The organism is Massilistercora timonensis (assembly GCF_048354975.1).
Taxonomy (GTDB): Bacteria; Bacillota; Clostridia; order Lachnospirales; family Lachnospiraceae; genus Massilistercora; species Massilistercora timonensis.
Map to the genome: position 1 here is coordinate 1 of NZ_DBGCJQ010000065.1, position 24501 is coordinate 24501.

General features: G+C 52.0%; 19 protein-coding genes. 1 reads left to right on the forward strand and 18 read right to left on the reverse strand.

Translation table 11 applies throughout. The features are described from left to right. Together ACML7B_RS06015 and ACML7B_RS06020 are read right to left on the reverse strand one after the other, a co-directional pair. Positions 1-1139: transglutaminase domain-containing protein (locus ACML7B_RS06015; RefSeq protein ID WP_418539871.1), on the reverse strand; the 1139-nt coding region annotated here is incomplete at its 3' end. A gap of 63 nt (positions 1140-1202) precedes the next feature. After that, complete coding sequence (locus tag ACML7B_RS06020) at positions 1203-3998, reverse strand: Ig-like domain-containing protein (RefSeq protein ID WP_418539873.1); 2796 nt, start codon at positions 3996-3998, stop codon at positions 1203-1205. A 173-nt stretch (positions 3999-4171) separates the two neighbouring features. Here ACML7B_RS06020 and ACML7B_RS06025 point away from each other — a divergent pair, with 173 nt between their 5' ends. Further along, positions 4172-4510, forward strand: a complete 339-nt coding sequence (locus ACML7B_RS06025) for a helix-turn-helix domain-containing protein (protein ID WP_418539876.1) — start codon at positions 4172-4174, stop codon at positions 4508-4510. A 38-nt stretch (positions 4511-4548) separates the two neighbouring features. Here ACML7B_RS06025 and ACML7B_RS06030 read toward each other — a convergent pair whose 3' ends face one another. From ACML7B_RS06030 to argC, 16 genes are all read right to left on the reverse strand, one after another. Then, complete coding sequence (locus ACML7B_RS06030) at positions 4549-7920, reverse strand: dockerin type I repeat-containing protein (protein ID WP_418539879.1); 3372 nt, start codon at positions 7918-7920, stop codon at positions 4549-4551. Positions 7921-8077: 157 nt separating this feature from the next. Further along, positions 8078-9184: a radical SAM family heme chaperone HemW gene (gene hemW, locus ACML7B_RS06035; RefSeq protein ID WP_418539881.1), complete on the reverse strand. Its 1107-nt coding sequence runs from the start codon at positions 9182-9184 to the stop codon at positions 8078-8080. Between the two features lie 14 nt (positions 9185-9198). Then, positions 9199-11013 carry a translation elongation factor 4 gene (lepA, locus tag ACML7B_RS06040; RefSeq protein WP_418539883.1) on the reverse strand — a complete coding sequence of 605 codons (1815 nt, stop codon included), beginning with the start codon at positions 11011-11013 and terminating at the stop codon, positions 9199-9201. Positions 11014-11033: 20 nt separating this feature from the next. Next, a complete protein-coding gene (gene holA, locus ACML7B_RS06045) occupies positions 11034-12041 on the reverse strand; it encodes a DNA polymerase III subunit delta (RefSeq protein ID WP_106790080.1) in 1008 nt (335 codons plus the stop codon). A 3-nt stretch (positions 12042-12044) separates the two neighbouring features. Further along, positions 12045-13058 carry an alpha-hydroxy-acid oxidizing protein gene (locus tag ACML7B_RS06050; protein ID WP_346708757.1) on the reverse strand — a complete coding sequence of 338 codons (1014 nt, stop codon included), beginning with the start codon at positions 13056-13058 and terminating at the stop codon, positions 12045-12047. Between the two features lie 74 nt (positions 13059-13132). Further along, positions 13133-15364 (reverse strand): DNA internalization-related competence protein ComEC/Rec2, encoded by a 2232-nt coding sequence (locus ACML7B_RS06055; protein WP_418539886.1) that lies wholly within the window; start codon positions 15362-15364, stop codon positions 13133-13135. Then, positions 15361-16272 carry a GerMN domain-containing protein gene (locus tag ACML7B_RS06060; protein ID WP_346708759.1) on the reverse strand — a complete coding sequence of 304 codons (912 nt, stop codon included), beginning with the start codon at positions 16270-16272 and terminating at the stop codon, positions 15361-15363. The genes ACML7B_RS06055 and ACML7B_RS06060 overlap by 4 nt, the downstream gene beginning before the upstream one ends. A 22-nt stretch (positions 16273-16294) precedes the next feature. After that, on the reverse strand, positions 16295-17761 hold the full coding sequence (locus ACML7B_RS06065; RefSeq protein WP_418539888.1) for a sensor histidine kinase: 1467 nt from the start codon (positions 17759-17761) through the stop codon (positions 16295-16297). Continuing rightward, positions 17718-18407, reverse strand: a complete 690-nt coding sequence (locus tag ACML7B_RS06070; RefSeq protein ID WP_346708761.1) for a response regulator transcription factor — start codon at positions 18405-18407, stop codon at positions 17718-17720. Before ACML7B_RS06070 ends, ACML7B_RS06065 begins: the two co-directional genes overlap by 44 nt. Positions 18408-18421: 14 nt before the next feature. Further along, positions 18422-19006 (reverse strand): helix-hairpin-helix domain-containing protein, encoded by a 585-nt coding sequence (locus ACML7B_RS06075; protein ID WP_418539891.1) that lies wholly within the window; start codon positions 19004-19006, stop codon positions 18422-18424. Between the two features lie 67 nt (positions 19007-19073). Continuing rightward, positions 19074-19505, reverse strand: a complete 432-nt coding sequence (locus ACML7B_RS06080) for a DMT family transporter (protein ID WP_106790073.1) — start codon at positions 19503-19505, stop codon at positions 19074-19076. Between the two features lie 67 nt (positions 19506-19572). Then, entirely contained in the window at positions 19573-20763 is a 1191-nt protein-coding gene (locus ACML7B_RS06085; protein ID WP_418539893.1) for an aspartate aminotransferase family protein, read from the reverse strand. After that, positions 20753-21652 (reverse strand): acetylglutamate kinase, encoded by a 900-nt coding sequence (gene argB, locus ACML7B_RS06090; RefSeq protein WP_418539896.1) that lies wholly within the window; start codon positions 21650-21652, stop codon positions 20753-20755. Before argB ends, ACML7B_RS06085 begins: the two co-directional genes overlap by 11 nt. 44 nt (positions 21653-21696) lie before the next feature. Next, a complete protein-coding gene (gene argJ / locus ACML7B_RS06095; RefSeq protein WP_418539898.1) occupies positions 21697-22920 on the reverse strand; it encodes a bifunctional glutamate N-acetyltransferase/amino-acid acetyltransferase ArgJ in 1224 nt (407 codons plus the stop codon). Positions 22921-22934: 14 nt separating this feature from the next. After that, a complete protein-coding gene (locus ACML7B_RS06100) occupies positions 22935-23378 on the reverse strand; it encodes a GNAT family N-acetyltransferase (protein WP_418539901.1) in 444 nt (147 codons plus the stop codon). A 25-nt stretch (positions 23379-23403) separates the two neighbouring features. Continuing rightward, positions 23404-24444 carry an N-acetyl-gamma-glutamyl-phosphate reductase gene (gene argC / locus ACML7B_RS06105; RefSeq protein ID WP_418539903.1) on the reverse strand — a complete coding sequence of 347 codons (1041 nt, stop codon included), beginning with the start codon at positions 24442-24444 and terminating at the stop codon, positions 23404-23406. Between the last annotated feature and the right edge of the window lie 57 nt (positions 24445-24501).

Here is a 24501-nt window from a genome sequence, read left to right on the forward strand (position 1 = left end):
ATATCCCCCAATTTCACATTTTGATCACCCTCACCATCTCCTTCTTCTGGATTATAGACATAGTCTTCATCCGCCGCTTTTGGAAGCGCATATAAAAAGGAAGTCCCATTTCCATCAGGTGTATCCGCCACATGACCTGTAAAATTCTTATTACCCACCAGGAAATAATCATGTTGGAATTGCTCATATGGCTGATCATCCCATGTTGCATCCAGCCAGTAATATGCGCCGTCATCCATTTGAACCATATTCCAGGCATGAGCGCCTCCATTGCCAAGTCCTGTCACAAAAATATTATTTATCCCATAACAGTTCATCATTACCTGCATAACTTTCGCATATCCTTCACATACTGCAGATTTACTAGAGGTCATCGCTCCTGCGATCGAATGACTGATCGGAACAGAAGTATCCTCTGAATACTTAATATCCGCTATCAACGTATCGTGTATCTTCAAAATCTTCTCATAGTATGAATCTGTTTCAGAAATCTTCGACTGATATACATTTTCTGCCGTTCCTACAATCTCATCATAAGCGGCGGTTCTGGTACCGCCATCTCTATATTCGTCATAAGTTAATACGATCAGACGGCTTGTAGAATAGACCACCCGATTAGAAAGCCAGAAAAACTGCGGGTTATCATGCCGGAAAGTAAAATATACTTCTATCTTCTCATCCTCTGTCAAATCATAGTCTCCCACATCCACTGTCACTGCTTCAGCGTATTGAATTCCACTGGATGTCTCAACTGTCCCTGCGTCAGTACCATCTACAGTAAAAACCTTGCTCTCCTCCAATAACTTTTTATATAAATACTGCCTTCCCTCCGGATTCGAGCGCATTTTCATATCCCGATATCCATAATCTGATCCATACTCAAGAAAAGGATCTGAACTGACTGCTCCGGGAGATTCCTGATTTTGGCTTTCTTCTGCTTCCAGCCACTCTTCTGCTTCTTCGTCAGAAATTTCAATTGCCTCTAACTGCTCCAAATCTCCTGTTGCTTCCCGCACTACATGGACTTTCTCTTCCGCCCGAGCCTCAACAGAAAACAGACTCACGCAAAAAACTGCCACAAGGGCAAATAAAGCTTTTATCATCCAGCGATAAAAACTTTGCTTTCTATCCTCACACATTTCCCTTCCCTCCATCTGATATGAAAACAGCGTGGCTTTCTCGCCACGCTGTTTATGCTTTTCTTATCTTACTCTACGGTTTCTTCTTCTGATAAGCACTATTGTCGCCATCGCTCCTACAAACAGCGTAACATACAATATGATCATTGCCGGGTCGCCGGTACGCACACCGCTCTCATCACCCTTGGCAACACCAGTCTCATTTCCCGCACTGTCAGAGCCGTCACTCTGTCCCGGTTTACCGGTATCAACCGCTTTGACGGTAATCTCACAGGAAATCTCTTTTTCACCTACCGTTGCCGTAATAGTCGCTTTGCCTGCCTTTAACGCCGTCAAATTGCCGTTCTTATCAACAGTCAGAACACTTGCATCAGAACTGTTCCAGATCACATCTCTATCATCTGTGGTGTTCTGCGGGTTATAAATAACATGAAGAACGTCCTTCGCACCCACCTGCATCTCTTTGATAATCTTATCAAATGCGATGGAATCCAGCGGAATCTCCTGAACCTCTACTTCCACTTCTACATTATATGGTCCATATGTATTTCCACTTCCATCTTTTGCGACAACAACCGCTTTAACTGTAGTCTTTCCTTCTTTCAGAGCAGACAATCTTCCTGTCTGGTCAATAGACGCAACAGTCTCATCAGAACTTGTCCACTCAATAAGTACACCATCTGTAATCTCATGATCACTCATGATATCTTCAAGATTCAGCTGATAATACATATCAACAGACTGTCCTTTAAGAAGAGCTTCTTCCATATCTTCAAACGCAAGCTTTCCACCCAGGTCAGCCTCTAAATGGTTCTCTTTCACTGTCACCTGCGTCTGTGCGGTATATTCTTTCGTTTCATTCGTCAGGGTTATAACTTTAACTTTTGCAGTAATTTCTGCGGTCCCTTCTTTCAGGCCTTCAACAGTACCATCACCATAAACGGCTGCCACATCCGGAACACTGCTGGTCCATTCTACGGATATAATCGTATCATCGTTTTCTTCCGGATCGCATACTACATCTAATACGGTAGTTCTCCCTCTATTCAGAGTTACGGTCTGAGGAAGTGTAACCTTTTCAATGTGAACCGGAACTGTGACCACACACTCTGCCTTTGTTCCGTTCCATGCTTCTGCGGTAATGGTTGCAGTACCGCCTTTATCAGTTGCAGTCACCGTCACTTTATCACCAGAATTTGTCTTCTCTGATGATACAGTCGCTACTGACGGATTGTCGCTGCTCCATTTAATAGTTTTGTCATCATCAGTTGTTGTATCAGGACCGATGACTGCCATCAACTCAATTGCCTCATTCTTTTCAACAATTGCGCTTTTTTTGTCCAGAGAAACGGTATCAATTGGAATCTCTGTCACCGTTACAGTCACTGTAGCCGTTACGTCATTTGCACCTTTCAGTGTGATAACCGTTGTACCAGCTTTCAAAGCCTTCACATTTCCATCGGCATCTACTGTTGCTACTGTCTGATCAGAAGACGTAAAGGTCACAGGCTCTTTATCTGTTGTATCACTCGGAACAAGTTTATAACCAATCACTGCCGTCTGATTCTTCATCAGTTCCAGTGTGCCTTGAACATCTATATTTTCAAGAGGAGCATCAACCGCTACTGCACATACGTCTGTATGATTTCCAACTTTAGCCGTAATTTTTGCACTTCCAATTCCCACCGCTGTTACGGTACCGCTTCCATCCACAGTTGCCACAGACAAATCAGAACTTTCCCATGTTACTGTTCTGTCATCAGTTGTATTTTCTGGTACATATGTAACTGTTAAAGTTTCACTCTCTCCACGATGAATCGTGGTACTCTCTTTTATACTGATCCCTGTCAGGTTTACTTCCTGAACAGTGATCTCGTATTCTCCCTTAATTTCTCCTATCTGCGCTGTGATTGTTGCTGTCCCATCAGCAATTGCAGTTACAAGGCCTGCCTGATCAACAGTCGCTATCTTCTCGTTACTGCTGCTCCACTGAATCGTTCCTGTCTCAGTCGTATCTTCTGGAACGCGTTCTGCTGTCAGTTGAAGAGTTTCTCCTTTTTTGATCGTATCACGTTTGCCTTCTCCTGTAACCGTAATCTCTTTCAAGGGGACATTAACGGTCACTTCACAAGAAGCACTGTGGCCATTTGCTGTTGCGGTAATCTTAGTTGTACCTGCCCCAACTGCTTTTACCGTTCCATCTTCACTAACTGTTGCCACTTTTTCATTAGCGCTGGACCATGTGATCGCGCTGCTGGCATCTTCTGGTTTTAAAGTGGCTGTAAGTTTTTCTGTTTCACCTTTAGCAATTGTTGTTGAAGTCTTATTTAATGAAATATCTGTTGCCGGAACTTCAACCGATAAATTTGTATTATCGGCAACTGTACTGGAAACTTCATTGACACCATATTCATCGCTCACCTTGGGCTCAGAAGTAAATTCAATCTTCCCTGTAGGCGCATTATCTTTTACTTTAAAAGTAACGGTTACCAGTGTTCCATTTGAAAGCACCTCTGGTTTGGCAACCACTACATTTACTCTCTGATTCGTTCCCGTGGCGCTTGAAACCACGGCTCCTTCTGCTACCGATCCTAATTCACTGTCTATATATTCTAATTTTGTATTATCATAATTCAAACGATACGATAATGTATAACCATCTGTCTTATTTCCTGACATTTCGATCGTCACAGTAACCTGATCACCCCGTTTTACAACTTCTTTATCTGCAGAAACTGTAAACACCAAGCTATCACCTGCAGCTTCCACTTTCTGTGGCACCGCCGCAAAGCAGATACTTGCAACCATAACGAATGAAAGAATAAAAGAAAACATCTTTTTCATACTTCTCATTCCCATTTTAACAACTCCTCCTAATCAACCACGATTTGCCCAATTGTTCTTTGTAATTATATTATTTATGGAACTCATTGTCAATATTTTATCCCTTATTAGTTCATATTTATTTCAGTAACAAATGATAGGCTAAAATTTATATGAACAATATTTCCTAATATTAAGGAGGTTAATCAATGGCTTTGATTGATCCTGTCATGATGGGAGAACGTATTAAAAAACAACGGTTACTAAATGGCTATTCACGTGAAAAACTTGCAGAAATGGCTGACATTACTCCAAGATTTTGCTATGATATTGAACTTGGTCTAAAAAATATGTCCGTCACTACTCTCTGTAAATTATCTGATTCTCTTCACGTTTCCGTAGACTATATCCTTTTTGGTTCTACACAAATTGAAGAAGTAGATCCAATTATCGGAATGATTTCTCTCTGTCCTTCCAACAAACGTTCACATCTCGAACAAATTATTTCCCATTACATCCAAGCTGTACAATCTGATGACATTACATAAATAGGGCGGATTTTACTAAATCCGCCCTATTTATCTAGTTAAACTGTATCTGTCTTTTCCACTATGTAATTCATAATCCTTGTCAAATCAAAAATATCTACTTCCCCATCCTCATTCACATCAGCCGCTTTATATTTATCCCCTGTCAACTGGGCCTTCTCAACAATATGATTCATACATTGTGTCAGATCAAAAATGTCTATTTCCTCATCTCCGTTGACATCCCCCAGCATAACCTCCGATTCATCCACCTGGGAAGATATCATAAAGGAGTACTTCTCCTGAATAGTTCTCTGTCCACCTGCATTTGCATAGAGGATCTGGCTGGCGACACCCGTTCCCTGAAGTCCATTGGGGAAATTGATCTCAACATAGCCATCTTCATTTACCCTTACATTCTCCGCTACGATAGTTGGTGTACCATCCTCACCCACTCTGGAGATCCGCACCGGGTTCTCCCCACACTGGTCACGGAATTCATCATCCACCTTCACGCGGATCGTCACAGGCATGGAGGCATCCGATGTTATAACATCAACCGGATAGTAAAGGTCATCCTCTTTCACGCCTGCTTCATCTTCTACCAGGGCTTCCCGCTTGATCCGCAATTCCAGATCCATATCAGGTATTGCCAACAAATCTTCCCCTTTAATTACAATCTCAGAATCCCCCTGGGAATCGGGGATAATAACTGTCAGTTTTTTGTCCTGAACCGCCTGGAAAAATTCCGTAGGAATTCTATATTCGGAGAGGTCCTCAAGGTATGATCCTTTTACGACCACCGTTCCGCCCTCTTCAACATTTTCTGTTGCTTCCATCACGTTACCATTCGCCAGATCTGTCACAACCATATTTTCCTGTGTCTGCTTTACTGTAAGAGCAAAGGATCTTTCCGGCGGCATCTGCACATAATCATCACCATAAGGGCCAAGAATAATATTTCCAAGCTTATCGTACAAATATGTAGAATAATTTTCCCGGATAGACCCGTCTACAATAAGAATGCTGAACAAATCATAATCTCCGGCAGTGCAATATGGATCCACCACAAAATCACAGATATACTCATCTCCCTGCAAGATTACATTCCTGCTCTCCAGAGACAGATATGTATCAGTCTCTCCGTCTCCATCCTGATCACACTCATAATCCAACCTTAACCTGGAGATTCCTGTCTCGTCATTCACCTTAATCCTGCACTGGATCACCTCTCCCGCTTCCGCCTGATTCACCTGAAGGCTAAGATCCTCAAATATTGGTGCGTCAAAATCTTCATCCGGGGAGGCGCTCTCTGAAACAGTAAATTCACAGGTATCGATTACTGAAATGCTGTCATCCTTCAAATAGGCTTCTAATTTTCCATTCTCCCCATTATAACCATAGTAATTACTGTTTCCAGCCTCATCTCCCAGCGTAATCTCCCGCAGATAGTAGGTTCCTTTAACAATCTTTTCATCCAGTTCAATCTCTGCCACATAGCAGCCGCGCTCTGCAGAATAAGATATCGGGGAATAATAATAGTCTTTGAAGATATATGCCTCTTCACCGGTAAATTCCTTCGGATTTGTACTCATTCCCATAATGACATTATGCACCCGGTTCTTATCCCAAAATGCCCAACTGAGGGTATCAACTGGTGACACCTCTTCCCCTTTTGTCCTGATCTCCAGTTCGATCTTCCCCGGAACCGTTGCGGACTGAGGATTTACCTTGACACTTTCAATGATTGGGGCCTGTGTATCAGTAGTTGAAGTTAAAGTCGTAACGGACCAGTCAATTTCCCCATGGTAGGGAAGCACATCCATGACCCCATCACGATAAGGATCTGCAGCAGTTACTCCGGTTCCTATCAAATCGTCACTCCACCGCTTATCATAATAGGTAGCTGGCCAAAAATCATTATTTATTTCTGATCCGTTAATTGACAATAATGACAATTGATAGTTGCTTACCCCAGAATACCGGCTGATTTCCACAGGGAAACGCAATTCTGCTTCCGCCCCTGGATCCAAAACAAACTGTTCTCCCTCTGAATACACCATCTTGTAAGCAGAGTCGTCATCAACACCATCCCATTGAATCCAACATCTTTCAGGCACAACCGGAACTTTCTTTTTAATATCGTTATAAACCGTCAGGACCACCTCAAAAGATTCTCCCGCTGTTAGATGATCCTTATCCGCAACACCTTCGATCTTCAGATCTTTCACTTTCAATCCATTGCTCTCTATGCCCTGAACACTCAGAGTACTTGCTTGCGGCTGAATAACAAGTTCCTTCTCTGTATCATAACTGATCAGCCCGTCAACCCCGTCTGACAGTTGATAACTTCTGCTGTTTCCCGCATAGTCTGTAATATTAATAAACCCAAGTTTATATTCTCCGGGGATCAGATCGTCTCCATAGGCAGATACCTCTATGACCCCATCTCTTGTACAATTCTCCTCTCCATAACCAGAATCAGAAACGGTAATTTCCGAATCGCCATCAATTTCATAATAAGTAAAATCAACCGCTTTTACGCCCGACCCCTCTTCACTGTAATAAACGTCAAACAGAAGATCCTCTCCGGTCGCAATCGGATTCTCACTCAACATACGAATATCTGTAACTTCCGGCAGAAAAGGATCCTCCCCCGAACTTGTCACTGTGAAATCAGCTTCCCCGTTATATGGGAAATGGTCAGTTATCGCTGTTGCATCATTTGTACAATCCAGGGTACCTTCGTAGTAATTATTATAATAATAATCCCCATCTGCATAAAAATAGATCATGTCCAGAGTATACTCACCCTGTACCGCATACCTTCCAAGATCTATCTCCACCTCCAGCGGACCTTCAGATGGATTAACCGGATTTTCAAAGAACTCTGCATTCCAATACAGATATTCCCCTGTATCCGTACAGAAACCTATTTGCGCGCTTTGTACAACGCAGCCTTCCGGCGCTTTCAGATCAAGCTGGATCGTCAATGTTCCCGGCGCGGAAATATTATTCAGATCCACATCTTCTTTTACAGAGATACCTGTCAACTTTACAGTCGCTTCCTCTGTCCCGCTTTCCTGCTTGCTCTCCGCAGCCTTTGGCTGATCCTGCGCTTCTTCCGGCCTGGTCTCCTCTTTCTTCTCTTCCGCAGCTTTTGGCTGTTCTGCGGCTACCTCAGGTTTCTTTTCTTCTTCTTTTTCCTCAGTCTTGCCCTCTTCTTTGTCAGGCTCTTCCGCCTCCGGGCTTTCCACCTCTGTCTTCGTCTCCTCGGCTTCCGTCTCAGGCGCTTCAGTCATTTCTTCCGTCTCTTCCTGTCCCGCCGCCGGCTCTGCCTTGGCAAGCACCGGCGTCATGCTCCCAGAGTACAGGGTGCACATCATGACTGCCACAAGAAGAACAGCTGTCAATTTCTTTATCCTTCTCATATTCTTCCTCCTCATCTGGCAACGATATTTTTGCACAAATCTTTCTGTATATTATAACGAATCAAGAACTATTATTCAATATTTTATCCCTTATTAGTTCATATTTATGACGCAAAAAAACTCTGGAAGAAAACCAGAGTTTTTACCCTGTCCCTTTTTAGAGCAAGAACTCGCTCATCACCGAGTTGCTCACATCGATGCCCCGCTCACTCAGGCGCACGTATCCCTCTGCTTCTTCCAGCATTCCCAACTGGTACATCCGATCCAGCACATCCTGGTATACGCTCTCCAGGGTACGCCCAAAGGTCTCCCGGAACTGCTCTTTTGATACGCCTTCCATCTTCCGCAGTCCCAGAAACATGTATTCTTCCATTTGCTCAGACACCGTCAGTTCCTGTGGTTCTTCCCCTTCTACCCAGCGCCGGTTGCCGATGAGAGAAGCCGCGCTCTCCCCGATCCCCAGATATTCGGTCCGGTTCCAGTACCCCAGGTTATGGCGGCATTCGTATCCCGCCCTGGCATAGTTGGAAATCTCATAGCGGTGATAGCCGTAATCCTTAAGGATCCTTGCAGTGTCATGGTACATCTGCCGCTCCGTGTCCTCGTCAGGCAGTTCTTCTGCATGCCGCCCTTCCCCGTACCGCTCATAGAAGGGCGTACCTTCCTCGATGATAAGACTGTAGGCGGAGATGTGCTCCGGCCCCAGCTGTGCCGTCCGGATAAGGGTGTCCCGCCAGCTTTCCGCCGTCTGATAAGGAATGGCCGAGATGAGATCCACATTGATGTTGGAAAATCCCTCCTCCCGGGCCATCTGGTAAGTATCCAGGAAATCCTGCCGGGTGTGGATCCGCCCCAGCATCGCAAGTTCCCGGTCGTCCATGGACTGTAAACCTATGCTCAGCCGGTTGATCCCTAAGTTCCGGTAGATCTTAAGCTTCTCCCGGGACACGGTTCCCGGATTCATCTCCGTGGTGATCTCCACATCTTCCGCCAGGGAAAAGGTCTCCCGGATGGCCTGGAAGATCTGCCTGGTCTCTTCCGCCTCCAGGATGGAGGGCGTGCCCCCTCCCAGGAAAATGCTGACAACCAAAGAAACCTCTGCCAGATCTCCGTGGGAACGGATCTTCCGGCAAAGGTCTTTCACATAGGCCTGCCGCGCGGCCCCGCTGGCCGGGGCAGACCTGAAATCACAGTACTTACATTTGCTAGCGCAAAATGGAATATGAAGATATAACTCCAAAGGTTTTCTGCCTGACTGCTCCATCGTCACTGCTCCTGTTACTTATCATCCAGCTTCAGCACACTCATAAATGCCTTCTGGGGAATCTCTACACTGCCCACCTGGCGCATCCGCTTCTTGCCTTCTTTCTGCTTCTCCAGAAGCTTCTTCTTCCGAGTGATGTCGCCGCCGTAGCACTTGGCCAGCACGTCTTTACGCAGGGCCCGCACTGTCTCCCGGGCAATGATCTTGCTGCCGATAGCCGCCTGGATGGGGATCTCAAAGAGCTGCCGGGGGATCTCTTCCTTCAGCTTCTCGCACATCTTCCGCCCCCGCTCATAGGCGGTATCCCCATGGACGATAAAGGAAAGGGCGTCCACCTCTTCCTTGTTGATCAGGATATCCAGCTTCACCAGCTCGGAACGCTCGTAGCCCGCCAGCTCATAGTCAAAAGAAGCATAGCCTCTGGAACGGGATTTCAGCGCGTCAAAGAAGTCGTAGATGATCTCATTGAGGGGCAGGCGGTAACGCAGCACTGCCCGGGTCTCCTCAATGTACTCCATACCTTCATAGACGCCCCGCCGCTCCTGGCACAGATCCATGATAGAACCGATATATTCAGAAGTCACCATGATCTCTGCCTTCACCACCGGCTCCTCCATGTAGTCGATCTCCGACGGATCGGGAAGATTGGTGGGGTTGGTCAGGTCGATCACATCTCCGTTGGTCTTATAGACTTTGTAGATTACACTGGGGGCAGTGGTCACCAGATCCAGGTTGTACTCCCGCTCCAGCCGCTCCTGGATGATCTCCAGGTGCAAAAGCCCCAGGAATCCGCAGCGGAATCCAAATCCCAGCGCCACCGACGTCTCCGGTTCAAACTGAAGAGAAGCGTCGTTGAGCTGCAGCTTCTCCAGCGCGTCTCTCAAATCTGGGTACTTGGCCCCGTCTGCCGGGTACATGCCGCAATACACCATAGGATTCACCTTCCGGTAACCGGGAAGGGGCTCTGCGCAGGGATGTTCCGCGTTGGTCACCGTATCTCCCACCCGGGTTTCCTTCACATTCTTCAGACTGGCGGTAATATATCCTACCATGCCCGCGCTCAGCTCCTCGCAGGGAATGAACTGGCCGGCGCCAAAATAGCCCACTTCTACCACTTCCGCCTTCGCCCCGGTAGCCATCATACGGATGGGTGTGCCCTTTCGCACCGTCCCGTCCTTGATCCGGCAGAATACGATCACGCCTTTGTAAGAATCATAGACAGAGTCAAAGATCAACGCTTTCAGAGGCGCATCCGGATCCCCCTGGGGCGCAGGGATCTTCTCTACCACCTGTTCCAGCACCTGATCCACGTTAAGCCCGGTCTTGGCTGAGATCAGCGGAGCGTCGGAAGCCTCGATGCCGATCACATCCTCAATCTCCTCGATCACCCGCTCCGGCTGGGCGCTGGGAAGGTCGATCTTATTGATCACCGGCATCACATCCAGATCATGGTCTAGGGCCAGATACACATTGGCCAGCGTCTGGGCCTCCACTCCCTGGGCCGCGTCCACCACCAGGATGGCGCCATCGCAGGCGGCCAGGCTCCGGGACACCTCATAGTTAAAGTCCACATGTCCCGGGGTGTCAATGAGATTGAAAATATATTCTTCTCCGTTTTTCGCCTGATACACGGTGCGGACGGTCTGAGCCTTGATGGTGATCCCCCGCTCCCGCTCCAGTTCCATATTGTCCAGCACCTGGGACTGCATCTCCCGGCTGGTGAGAAGCCCGGTCATCTCGATGATCCGGTCCGCCAGGGTAGATTTCCCGTGGTCAATATGGGCAATGATACAAAAATTGCGAATTTTACTCTGGTCTATTCCTGCCATTTTCTATCCTCTTTCTCTTATTACTTCTTGTCTTCCCCTCCGGGAGCCGTACGCCTGCTCCTCTCCAGGATATAGATCTCCACGCTCATCCGGTCTCCCAGCCGTCCGGTCTTCACCGCTTCTTCCAGTTCCGCCGCCTCTTCCATGGCTTCTCTTAATTCCCGGGTGGTAAAATTCCGGCACTGCTGCATATATTTTCCCGCCACAAAGGGATGGAGTTTTGCCACACTGGCGATCTTCGCCTTATCGGCCCCGGTCTTCATAAGCTCCTTCACCTCCAGGAGCAGCCTGAACTGCCGGGACAGAAGGTAGAGGATCCGCATGGGCGGCTCTTTTAACGCCAGCAGATCATAGTAGTACTCCAGGGCTTTTTTCTGTTCCTTCCTGGCTACCGCCTCCACCATGTCGAAGATCTGGTTGGTGATCTGAACAGTGCAGATGTCGTCGATATCCTGCCCGGTGATCTCCGTCCTTCCCATGGTATAGGCGATCAGCTTCTCCATCTCCCGGGACAGGTTCTCCATGTCCGTTCCCACCTGCTCTACCAGGTGGCGGGCTGACCGCTCCGTGATCTGCCTGCCTTCCCGCTTCAGATGTCCGGCGATCCAGTAGAGCAGGGTCTTCTCGTCCTGCCGGCCAAGCTCCACCGCCCGGCCCACCGTCTTCACCGCCTTAAACATCCTGCTTCTTTTGTCTACTTCCTGTTCCACAAAGAGAAAGCAGGCGGTCTCCGGCAGTTCTTTCATATAGTCGGCAAGCTGAGGCTCCGCGCTCTTGAAGAACCCGGAATTCTCCACCACGATCAGACGGCGCTCCGCGAAAAAGGGCATGGTCTCCGCCAGATCGATAAGCTCCGCCCCGTCGATCCCCTTGCCTTCATAATAGGCATAGTTCATGGTATCCCCTTCCGGCAGCATGGCCCTGGTCAGCCGGTCCTTATACTGTTTCTTCAGATAGGCTTCCTCTCCATAGAGAAGATATACCTGCTTAAACTGTCCTGTTTTGATGTCTTCATTTAGACTTTTCATAGATTATCTGATCATATCCCTTGTAATCTCATCCAGGCTGTGAGCTCCGCACATCGCCATGGTGTCGGCAAGCTCCAAAGCCAGTTTCTGAACCAGTGCATGAACGCCTTCGGCCGCTCCCCCGTAGACCGCCGTCACAAAGGGCCGTCCGATCAGCACTGCGTCCGCGCCCAGTGCAAGAGCCTTGAATATATCCACACCAGAACGGATCCCTCCGTCCACCAGGATCTTCATCTCGCTGCCCACAGCGTCCGCGATCTCCGGCAGAACCTCCGCCGTGGAAGGACACTGATCCAGCACCCGGCCGCCGTGGTTGGATACCACGATGGCAGAAGCCCCTGCTTCCTTTGCTTTCCTGGCTCCCTTCACAGTCATGATTCCCTTCACGATGAAGGGAACTCCTGCCGCAGCCACCACTTCCTTAAGCTCCTCTACCGTCTTACTTCCTGCCGGCGGGGTCAGCCCCTTAAGAAATGGAAGACCAGCGGCGTCAATATCCATAGCAGCCGCGAAGGCACCGGATTCCTTTACCAGAGCGAATTTCTCCTGCAGGGTGGCAAGATCCCAGGGCTTGACCGTGGGGATGCCCTGCCCCTTCACCGCCCTGATGGCATGGGCCGCGCCCTCCATCACCGCCGGATTGGTGCCGTCTCCGGTAAATGCCGCGATCCCTTCCGCCGCACAGGCAGACACCAGGATGTCATTGTATTCCAGGTCATCGTACTTGTCTCCGTAATGCAGCTTCATAGCCCCGATAGGCGCCGCAAAGATGGGGTACTGAAATGTCTGTCCAAAGATGGACAGGCTGGTGTCCGCAGGCCGGTTCTCGCAGATGGTGTCCATATTGATACACAGCTCCTGCCATTTCTCATAATTGCGGATCGCCACCGTTCCCGTTCCCTTGGCCCCGGGGCCTGGCATCTGGTTGGAGCAGGCCCGGCCGTTGCACACCGGACAGGCCTTGCAGTACTTGCCGATACAGGTCCTGGCCTGATCTAAGACTTCTTCATATGTCATGGATGATTCCTTCTTTCTCTGACTGGGATAGTTCCATTCTTCCTAGAGAAGTATACTAGATTTCCGGGATGAATTCAACCGCAAAACCCGGTGATCCCTATGGATTTCCCGTCTGTCCGGATCTCAATGGCCCCGTGGTCCGCAGTGGAATACACCCGGCTTCCCGCCTCCCGGAGCCGCTCCAGGGTTTCCTTATGGGGATGGCCGTACCGGTTGTCCTTCCCTGCCGAGATCAGGGTGCGCGAAGGCGCCGCCTCCTCAAGAAATGCCTCTCCGGTGGAATTCTTCGAACCGTGGTGGGCCGCTTTGAGTATGTCCCATGTCACATCCTGGTAATCTTCTTCCAGGATCCTGGTCAGCAGATCTTCTCCCTTTCCTTCTACATCCCCGGTGAGCAGCATGTCAAATTCCCCGTACTGGAGCGCCAGCACCAGGGAGGCTTCATTTCCCGGCTCCCCGGGGAAATCTTCCCCCGGCTGCAGGCAGGTAAGGGTCATTCCTCCCCCGCCCAGCACGTCTCCCGGAGCCATCACCGCCACAGGGATCCCGGCTCTTTGCGCCTGAAGGGCCAGATTCTCAAGCTGCTCTTCCCAGAAATTCCTCCGGGGCAACACCAGCGTTCCGATATCGATCCCCTGATCCCGCCTCTCTATCAGCTCCAGGATCCCGCTGTAGTGATCCACGTCCCCGTGAGAGACCAGCACATAGTCCAGCCGGTCCACGCCCCTGGATTTCAGAAAGGGTTCCAGGGTATACCGGCCGATCTGGTCTTCGGAACTGCTGCCCCCGTCAATGAGACAGGTCCCCCCTGCCGGATCCCGGATGAAGATCCCGTCCCCCTGCCCCACATCCAGCACTATGACAGACAGTTCTCCTCTTTCCTCCACCGGGAACAGCAGGATCCCGATTCCTGCTATAAGGAGAAGGGCGGATCCGATCCAGGGAATAGCCCTGTGCCCGGGACCGGAACGGGATCGATCATTAAGGCGTTTCCTTTTCCAGTTCCACAGCAGGACAAAGATTCCTGCAAGACAGAGATAATAAAGGACCATCTGCCAGATTTCCGGCTGGCCGGTGATGACCCGCGCGCCTGGGAGAAGAGCAGCGATCCGGCAGCACCCCTCATAGAGCCAGAAGATCCCCTTGCACACCCCAAGGAGCAATTCCCCCAGAGGAATGGAGGCCCACAGAAGAAGGCTTCCCACAAGGCCGGATACCAGAAGCACAGAGAAAAGGGGGATCACCACAAGATTCAGGATCAGGGACCAGGGAGGAAACTCGAAGAAATACCAGGCAAGAATCGGGAAGATCACCAGATTGACGCAGAAGCTGGACCAGAACCCCTGGCAGGGAAGCCCCCGAAAGAGAGGCAGAAGAAGCAAAAGCCCCAGCACCGCCCCGAAGGAGAGCCAAAAGCCGCCGTCATAGACCGACAACGGCCGCCACAGAAGAACAGCCGCCGCTGAGAAGGACAGGGCGGTGAGGCCGTCATAATGCCGTCCCGTTATGTCCGCCCCGATCCGGAAGAGAAACATCAGGAAAGCCCGGACCACCGATACCGACAGCCCGATCATCACCACGTATAAGCCCAGGAATCCGATCCCCGCCGCGCCTCCGGCAAGGTAAGAACCGGTTCCCCGGCGCAGCACCCGGTAGGCCCCAAGCCCGATCAGGGACAGATGAAGGCCGGAGATTGCCAGGATATGGCCGATCCCCTGATCCTGATACAACTCCTTCATCTCCGGGTCCATCCCCGCCTTTTCTCCCAGAAGGATGGCGGACAGAGTCTCCCCGTCTTTTTCTCCCATAGCTTCCACCAGCTGCCGCCGCCAGGCCTGGCGAAATTGGAAGAGTCCCTCCATAAACCAGTCCGCTTCTCCTCCTGCCGCCTGGATGTCTGTGGCCCACACACTGCCATAGATCCCCCGCCTGCGGTCGTAGATCCGCTGGTCAAAACCGCCCGGATTGCGGGCGGACCGCTGGGGAAATGCCTCTCCCTCCACCACAAGCCTGCTGCCGATGGCAAGGTCTTTCTTCTTTTCATCATAAACCATGATTCCGGATATCTGGAACGACTGTTCCTCAGATTGTACAGAATTTTCTTTTAGATATAAGATCTGATATGCGTCTCTTTCTTCCCGCTGATACACCCGGCCTGTGAACCGGATCTGTTCCCCCGCCTCGGCACAGGCATCCAGAGGGGAAGGGCGAAGTTCCCGAAACCACTTCTCCCCTCCCATAAGGACCGCGCCCCACAGGAACAGAAACAAGGCCAGGCACGCGAAACATAATGGTCTGTGCCTCACTCTTCCTCCTCGATCAAATCTGCGTTCATAGAAAATGGCTGACTGATGTCAATGGTCTCCTGATAGGAAAGGTTGGTCTCCCCGTTGACCAGGATCTGAACCTTCCCCGCGCTCCCGCTGGCAGTGATGGAATTGACGATGGAGTAGATGGTCAGCTTGGGATCCACCTGGTCCACCGGCTGCAGGAACTCCTCGCTGAAATTCACATAGCAGACCCCGTCTCTTACCGAAACCCCCAGAAGTTTTGTATCCTCTGGCAGGGTGGGAAGCGCATTCTCCCCGGAAGGTCCCTTGATCAACTGCTCAATGATCTGCTTTTCCGCGGAAATATTGCTGTTATAGCGCACTTCAACCGCTTCCCGCACCAGTTTCCCCTCTTTTCCGGCAAAATACAGGCTGAAATTCCCTACCTGATAAGAATGGAGCGAGGAACCGGTATTCTGGATAAATTCCTCTGCCGTCATAGGACCTACCGCCGTCCCGTCCTTTCTGGCAAGGGGTTTGTCTCCCACAAAGAATTCCACGGAGTCCACTCCCTCCACCTGGGTCAGGGTCTGTACCACCGCCGCTTTCAAAAGCACTTCCGCCGCCTGGTCCATATCCTCATAATCCTGGGTGAAAAAAAGCTTCAGTCTTCCCTCTTCCAGCGTCCAGTCCTCCACTGTCACCTTCTGCGGAAAAGCGCTTTTATAATCAATGGTATCCGTCTTCTCCTGCAGGGCATCCAAAAGATACGAGACAGCCTCTTTGGGATCTCCTTCCAGGCTTTTCGCCTCCTGCTTTACAAGATCCGTCCCGTCTGTATTGACATAGTAGAGGAATGGCCCGTCTCCTTCTTCCTCCCCGGCTCCTTTGCAGCCCGCAAGAAGGACCAAGGACGCCAGCAGGATCCATAAATATCGTTTCATGCCCAATCCTTCCTCCCTTCTCCTAAGTCACATAGATCAGCGGGATCCGCACCGTAAATGTGGTCCCCTCTCCCGGCTGGCTGAACACCTTGATCGCTCCCCGGTGCATCACCACCGCGCTGCGGGCGATGGAAAGTCCAAGGCCGGTTCCGCCGATCTCCCGGGAATGAGACTTGTCCACCCGGTAGAACCGCTCGAAGATATGCTCCGTCTCCTCCTGGGGGATGCCGATCCCCGAATCCGCCACCTCCAGATAGAAGAACTTGTGGTCCGCATTGAGAGTGACATGGACCCAGCCGGATTCTTTGTTGTATTTGATGGCGTTCTCCACCAGATTGGAGATGGCCAGGGACAGTTTCACCTCATCCACCTCCGCCGTCACCGGACGGAAGCTCTCGAAGATCACCTCGATATTCCGGCTGGCCGCGATGGGACGCAGCCGTTTCAGGATCCGCTCCACCAGCTCATTGATATTTTCCGAGCGGATATTCATCACATTTGCCGTCTTGTCCATCTTGACCAGGGACAGAAGATCGTTGACGATCTTATTTTCCCGCTCGATCTCTTCTGATAGATCTCCCATGAATTCCTTGTAAAGCTCCACCGGCGCATCCTCCTGGATCAGCAGGGAATCTGCCAGCACCTTCATGGATGTAAGCGGTGTCTTCAGCTCATGGGATACGTTGGATACAAATTCCTGCCGGGAATCGTCCAGCACTTTCATCCGGCCCAGCATCTTGTTAAATGCCTCTGAGATCAGCTTCGTCTCCGTGCAGGCGTCTTCATGGAGATACTGGTCTTCATAGCCTTCTGTCACCGCCTCGATGGACCGGGTGATCCGCCTGAACGGCCGGACCATCACCATCCCCGCCAGGAAGGCCAGGATCACCACCACCAGCGACGTGGCGCCCCAGGTCACCCAGGTCTGTCCTGCCAGTACATTCTGCTGGTCTACGATCACATCAGTAGACACACTCATCAGAAGGACTCCCGTCACCTTCTCCGAGGCATGGTCCGTGATAGGGGAAGTGACCTCAATATACCGGTTCTGGCCGTCGTAATGACTGGTGCTCTCCTTCTGGAAGCAGCGGATCACATCTCCGGACACGATGGTACGCCCTACGTCCATATCGTAGGTGTCCTCCACGATCTGATACTCCTCATTGATGATCATGACCCGCCCGTTATAAATGTTTGTCAATTGCGTAAGCTCTGTCCGAATGATCTCTGACGCGGCGCCGCCGGAGTAGCCCAAACTGCTCAGCTGGTCGCAGAGAATTGCACATTGATTCTGGATCTCGGCAGTGCGAAGTTCCACCGCCCGATCCTCATATCTGTTCAGGATCACTCCCCGCATGATCAGGCCGGGAATCAGGCCCGCCACAATGATCAGGAAAGTGATCCGGAAACGAAGACTTTTGAAAAAACTGATCTTGATATACTTTTTAACCCCTGAAATAGTAACCCACTCCCCACTTGGTATAGACATATTTCGGATCGCTTGGATTGGTCTCGATCTTCTCCCGCAGCCTCCGGATATGTACGTCCACCGTCCGTGCATCGCCGGGATACTCGTAACCCCATACGATGTTCAGAAGATTTTCCCTGCTGTATACTTTGCCCGGATTGGTGGCCAGAAGCTCCAGAAGGTCGAACTCCTTGGCCGTCAGATTGATCTCCCGGCCTGCGATGCGTACCCGTCTGCTCTCGCAGTCGATCTCCATCTCCCCTGCGTTGATCAGCTTATGTCCCGGCCTCTCTTCCTTATGTCTGCCGGTCCGGCGCATGATAGCCTTGATCCTGGCCTTCACTTCCAGGATATTGAAAGGTTTTGTTATGTAATCGTCCGCGCCGTACTCCAGGCCCAGGATCTTATCCATATCGTCCCCTTTCGCCGTCAGCATGACGATGGGCACGTCCGAGAACTCCCGGATCTGCTGGCACACCTCGAACCCGTCCCGCTTGGGCAGCATCACATCCAGAAGAAGGATGTCGTATTCATTCTCCCTGGCCAGCTTCAGCGCTTCCTCGCCGTCGTAGGCACAGTCCACTTCCATCCCGTCCTGTTCCAGACTGTAGCGGATCCCTTTCACGATCAATTTTTCATCGTCTACAACCAATACCTTTCTGCTCATCTTGTTCTCCCCTGTCAAATTTTGATCTGATCTTCTATCTTGCCAAATATTCCGTCCTTGATCCCGTCGATCTCTTTCAGTTCCTCCGTGGACTGAAAGCCCCCTTTTTCCTCCCGGTACTTAAGGATCGCCTCCGCTCTTGCCTCGCCGATCCCGCTGAGGGTCATCAGTTCTTCTTTCGTGGCGGTGTTGATGTTTACCTTACCATCAGACGCCTGCCCCGCAATCCCCGGCTCTATCCCGGCCTCCGACGCCTCCTCCTTCGAGGGTACGTACACCTGCTGCCCGTCGGCAAGTTCCTGGGCCTGGTTGATCTGCCATGCTGCTCCATCCGTCATCCCGCCTGCCGCTTCCACCGCCTGATAGACCCGGCTTCCCGCCGGCAGTTCATAGACGCCCGGGCTTGCAACCTGCCCGCAGACATGGACACAGATCTTCTCCTCTTCCGGCTTTTCCTCCTCTGTCTGCTCCGGCTCCTCCCGGATCTCCTCCACTTCCTCCAGAAGCGGTTCTTCCTGGTTCCCCTCCTGACAGCCTGCCGCCGTCATCCACACGATCCCTGCCCCGATCAGGCAGAGCCGTCTCCACGCTCTATGCATAAAATCTTCTCCTTTACAGCTTGTCAGACTGTAAATACCCCTCTTATGCCTAGATAGACTCATTGTACTATTTCCACTGGAAAATTGCAACTCCAATCAGGGCGATTCCCATACCGATCACCCTGCGCCATTCCAGGGGTTCCCGCTCCACGCCAAACAGGCCGAAAAGCTCGATAAGATAAGCCACGATCAGTTGGGCGATCACAATGAGAAGCGCCGCTTTGGCCGGACCTAACTGCTCCATGCTTTTCACCACCGTCCAGGTGATCCCCGCGCCGATCACCCCGCCCAGCAGTACGTATTTGGGCTCTACCTTCCACAGCGTCCCAATGCTGTCCCGCCCGGCGAAAAACCAGACTGCCACACAGGCGGCAAGAGCGCTTGCCTGCACCCACCCATTGCTGACCCAAAGGCCCGTGGTCTTTGTCACCTGGGTGTTGAACACCCCCTGCACACTCATCAGCGCCCCGGATAAAAGGGCGATCAAAAAACCGGTCATCCGGATCTACCTCCTCTCTGCTTCCAGATAGTATATCCGACGACCGGCTCTTTTATGTCCCTTCTGCCTATAATACTTTCTTTAATTTCTCCATCAGTTCGTCTACGTGCTCTTTCTTAACGATCAGGGGCGGCACCAGACGGATCACGTCGCTTCTGGCGCTGATCACAAGAAGCCCTTCCTTAAGCGCCGCGGCGCAGATCTCACCGGCAGGACGGCGGACCTTCAGTCCCTGGATCAGTCCTTTTCCTCTCTGCTCCAGCGCGCCGTCGCAGGTCTCCACCAGTTCCTTTAGGCGCAGGGTCAGATAAGCCCCCACCTCCTGCACATGGTCTGTGATCTTCTCCCGGCGGAAGATCTCGATGGTCTTGGCCACCGCCGCGCAGGCCAGAGGATTGCCCCCGTAGGTGGTGCCGTGGTCCCCCGGCTCCAGGGAATACTTCGCCACTTCTTCTGTCATGGCAAATGCCCCCACCGGGACGCCGCTCCCGATGGCCTTGGCCATGGCCATGATATCCGGCTTCGTCCCATAAGACTGCCAGGCGAACATACTTCCCGTCCGGCCCATCCCGCACTGGATCTCATCACAGATCATCAGGATCCCTTCTTTGTCGCAGAGTTCCCGGATCCCCTTCATAAATTCTTCGCTGGCCGTGTTGATCCCGCCCTCTCCCTGGAGAGGCTCCAGAATGATGGCGCAGGTCTTCTCTGTCACCAGTTCCCGGACGCTGTCCAGGTCGTTGAACCGGGCGAAGCTCACCCCCGGGATCAGCGGCTCAAAAGGCGTCCGGTAAGCTTCGTGCTCTGTCACTGACAGCGCGCCCATGCTCCTGCCGTGGAAGGAATTCTCCATGGCGATAAACTCATAGCGGCCGGTCCCCTTCTTCCAGGCATATTTCCGGGCTGCTTTCAGGGCTCCTTCAATGGCCTCGGTGCCGCTGTTGGTGAAGAACACCCGGTCCATCCCGCTGACCTCCTTAAGCGCCTCTGCCGCCTTGCCGCAGGTGGTGTTGTAATACAAGTTGGAGGAATGGATCAGCTGATCGATCTGCGCTTTCAGGGCGCCGTTGAATTCCGGGTTGCCGTAGCCCAGCCCGGACACCGCGATCCCTGCAGCAAAGTCCAGATATTTCTTTCCTTCTGTGTCGTAAAGGTACACGCCCTCTCCCCGGTCCAGGACCACGGGGAAACGATTATAAGTGTGCACTAGGCTGTTTTCCGTGGTTTCCACATATTGATTCATCGCTTTATTCTCCATAATAATACTGCTGCTCTCCTTCGTTTAAGATGGCTGTGCCGATTCCTTTATTGGTGAAGATCTCCAGCAGGAGACAGTGGGGGATCCGCCCGTCCAGGATATGCACCCGGGAAACCCCGTGTTCAATGGCGTCGATGCAGCTGTTCAGCTTGGGCAGCATGCCGCCGCCGATCACTCCTTCATTCATCAGCTTCCTGGCCTCTGAGACCCGAAGCTCCGAGATCAGGGTGGAGGGATCCTCCGGATTCCGGTACACTCCTTCGATATCAGTAAGAAAGGCCAGCTTCTCCGCCCGCATGGCCTTGGCGATAGCGCAGGCCGCATCGTCCGCGTTGATATTGTAGGTATTGTAATCATCGTCCAGCCCCACCGGACAGATCACAGGAAGGAAATCCTTCTCGATCAGATCGTAGAGGACTTCCGCATTGACCTTCTTGATATCCCCCACGAAACCGATATCCGCACCATTGGCGTATTTCTTATTCACAGACAGAAGCTGCCCGTCCTTGCCGCTGATCCCGATGGCACGCACGCCCAGGCTCTCTACCAGCTGTACCAGGCTTTTGTTGACCCGGCCCAGCACCATCTCCGCCAGCTCCATGGTGTCTTCGTCTGTCACCCGCAGCCCGTTGACGAATTCTGGCTCCATTCCCACCTTGCCGACCCAGCGGCTGATCTCCTTGCCGCCGCCGTGGACGATGATGGGCTTGAACCCTACCAGCTTCAACAGCGTTACGTCCTTGATGACCTGTTCTTTCAGCTCCTCGTCCACCATGGCGCTGCCGCCGTATTTTACCACGAAGATCCGGCGGTTGAACCGCTGGATGTAAGGCAGGGCCTCAATAAGCACCTCCGCTTTCTCCAGGTATTTTTCCATATCTTTATTCATGCGATCCGCTCCTTCCCTGTTGTCTCCCTCTTTTTGCCTGATGATCAGCTCCGGTAATCCGCGTTGATGTCAATATATCCGTGGGTCAGGTCGCAGCCCCAGGCGGTGGCCTTCTCCGTGCCCATCTTCACATCCGCGATGGCGGTCACTTCCGGCTCAGACAGGATCTTGGTAGCCTCTTTCTCGCTGTAGGCCACCGCTGTACCATCCGCGATGATCTGGATCTTTCCTGCCTTGCTCTCAAAGAACAGATCCACTTTCTCCGGGTCAAACTGTGCTCCCGAATACCCCATGGCGCACAGGATCCTGCCCCAGTTGGCGTCATGGCCTGCGATAGCCGTCTTGGTCAGGTTGGAGCAGACAATGGCCTTGGCCAGGATCTTTGCCTGTTCCACGCTCTCGCAGCCTACCGCCTGCACTTCGAAAAGGGCGGTGGCGCCTTCCCCGTCTCCGGCGATCTTTTTCGCCAGATATACATTTACCCTGTGAAGGGCTTCTTTGAACTCTTCATACTCTGCCGTTCCGTATTGGATCTCCGGGTTCTCTGCCAGGCCATTTGCCAGAAGCAGCACTGTATCGTTGGTGGAAGTGTCCCCGTCCACAGAGATCATATTGTAGGTGTCCTGAATGTCTTCGCTTAAAGCTTTCTGCAGCGTCTCCTTTGAGATCACCGCGTCGGTGGTAAGAAAGGCCAGCATGGTGCACATGTTTGGGTGGATCATGCCGGAACCCTTGGCCATGCCTCCCAGCGTAACGATCTTTCCGCCGATCTCCAGTTCCACCGCCAGCTCCTTCTCACAGGTGTCCGTGGTCATGATGGCTTTGGCCGCGGCGGTTCCGTTTTCCAGGGAACCGTTCTTCTCTCCCGCCAGAACCTGGATGCCAGCCTTCACCTTCTCTATGGGAAGCTGCATCCCGATGACGCCGGTGGAGCCGATGGTCACGCCGGAGGCCTGGATCCCCAGGGCCTCTGCTGCCGCCTGGGCGGTCTCCTTACAGTAGCCCATCCCTTCTTCTCCGGTACAGGCGTTGGCGATACCGGAATTGACGATCACCGCCTGCACCGGCGCGCCGCTGTCGATCACCTGCCGGTCCCATTTCACCGGCGCAGCCTTCACCACGTTGGTGGTAAAGGTTCCTGCCGCCTGGCAGGGAACCTGGCTGTAGATCATGGCCATGTCGGTCCGGTCCTTGTATTTGATCCCTGCGGCTGTACTGGCCGCCTCAAATCCTTTTGCCGCGGTCACGCCGCCTTTGATTTCTTTCATTTTACAATCCTCCCTTACTGAATAAAGGCCGTGATGTTTGCCTCATTTAATGTAAAATCATAATAGTTCAGATCCTGGCGCTTTGTCCAGCCGATCTCCTTCCAGAATGCATTGCCGATATCATTTCTGGTGAAGGCGATGAGAGAAACCTTGTTGATCTTCTCTGCCTTCAGGGCCTCCATGGCGGCCACCACCATGGCCTTCCCGATGCCCCGCATCCGATATCCCTCGTCCACGCAGACGTGATAGAGACAGCCCCGCCTGCCGTCGTGCCCGCAGAGGATGGCGCCCACGATCCGGCCGTCCTCCTCCGCCACCACGCTGGTAGTGGGATTGCGCTCCAGGAACCGGCGGATGCCCTCCTGGGAATCGTCTACGCTTCGCAGGCCGAACCCGTGGATCCTGCTCCAGAGTGCGTAGACCTGATCATAATCTTCCATCTTCATTACCCGTATCACTTTTTGTCCTCCTTTTCCGTCATTCTTACGGGAACATGGGCACCAGCTCAAGGCCCTGCGTCTCCGGCAGGCCAAAGAGCAGGTTCATGTTCTGGACCGCCTGCCCGGCGGCGCCTTTCACCAGGTTGTCAATGGCGCCCATCAGGATGATCCGGCCGGTCCGCGGGTCGATCTGGAAGCCGATATCCACATAGTTGCTTCCCTCCACCCATTTGGTCTCCGGGCACACGCCCTGGTCCAGCACCCGGATAAAGGTTTCCTTTCCATAATATTTCTCATAGATCTTTTTTACCTCTTCCCAGGAGACCATTTCCTTAAGAGAGGCGTACTCCGTGGCCAGGATCCCCCGGTTCATGGGAACCAGATGAGGGGTGAAGCTTAAAGTCACCGGCCGGCCCGCCGCGTATCCCAGCTGCTCCTCGATCTCCGGCGTGTGACGGTGGGTGGCCACCCCGTAGGCCTTTATATTCTCGTTCACCTCGCAGAACAGGTTAGGGACCTTGGCCCCCCGGCCTGCGCCGGAAGTCCCGGACTTGGCGTCCACGATCAGGGTGTCCATGTCGATCAGTCCCTCCCTGGCCAGCGGGTAGGCGGTGAGGATCGAACAGGTGGTATAACACCCCGGATTGGCCACCAGCCTGGCGCCCCGGATCTTCTCCCGGTTGATCTCACAGAGGCCGTATACCGCCTCCGCAAGGAACTGGGGACTCTTGTGCTCAATGCTGTACCACTTTTCATAAACCGCCACATCCTTGATCCGAAAGTCCGCGCTTAAGTCGATCACCTTCGTTTTCTCCAGGATCTCCTCCGTCAGCACCGACGCCAGGAAGCCTTGGGGCGTGGCTGTAAAGATCACATCCGCCTGGTCCGCCAGCTCCCCTAAATTGTCGTCCAGACATCTGGCGTCCACGATCTTACAGAAATTCCGGTATACATTTGCATAATTATCATTTATATAACTTCTGGAACCATACCAGACGATATCCACGTCTTTATGTCCCGCAAGAAGCCGGACCAGCTCCGCACCCGCGTATCCAGTGGCTCCGATGATACCCGCTTTGATCATTTCACAACATCCTTTCTGGGTGGGGACGTGGTATTTTTAAAAATACCACGTCCCAGA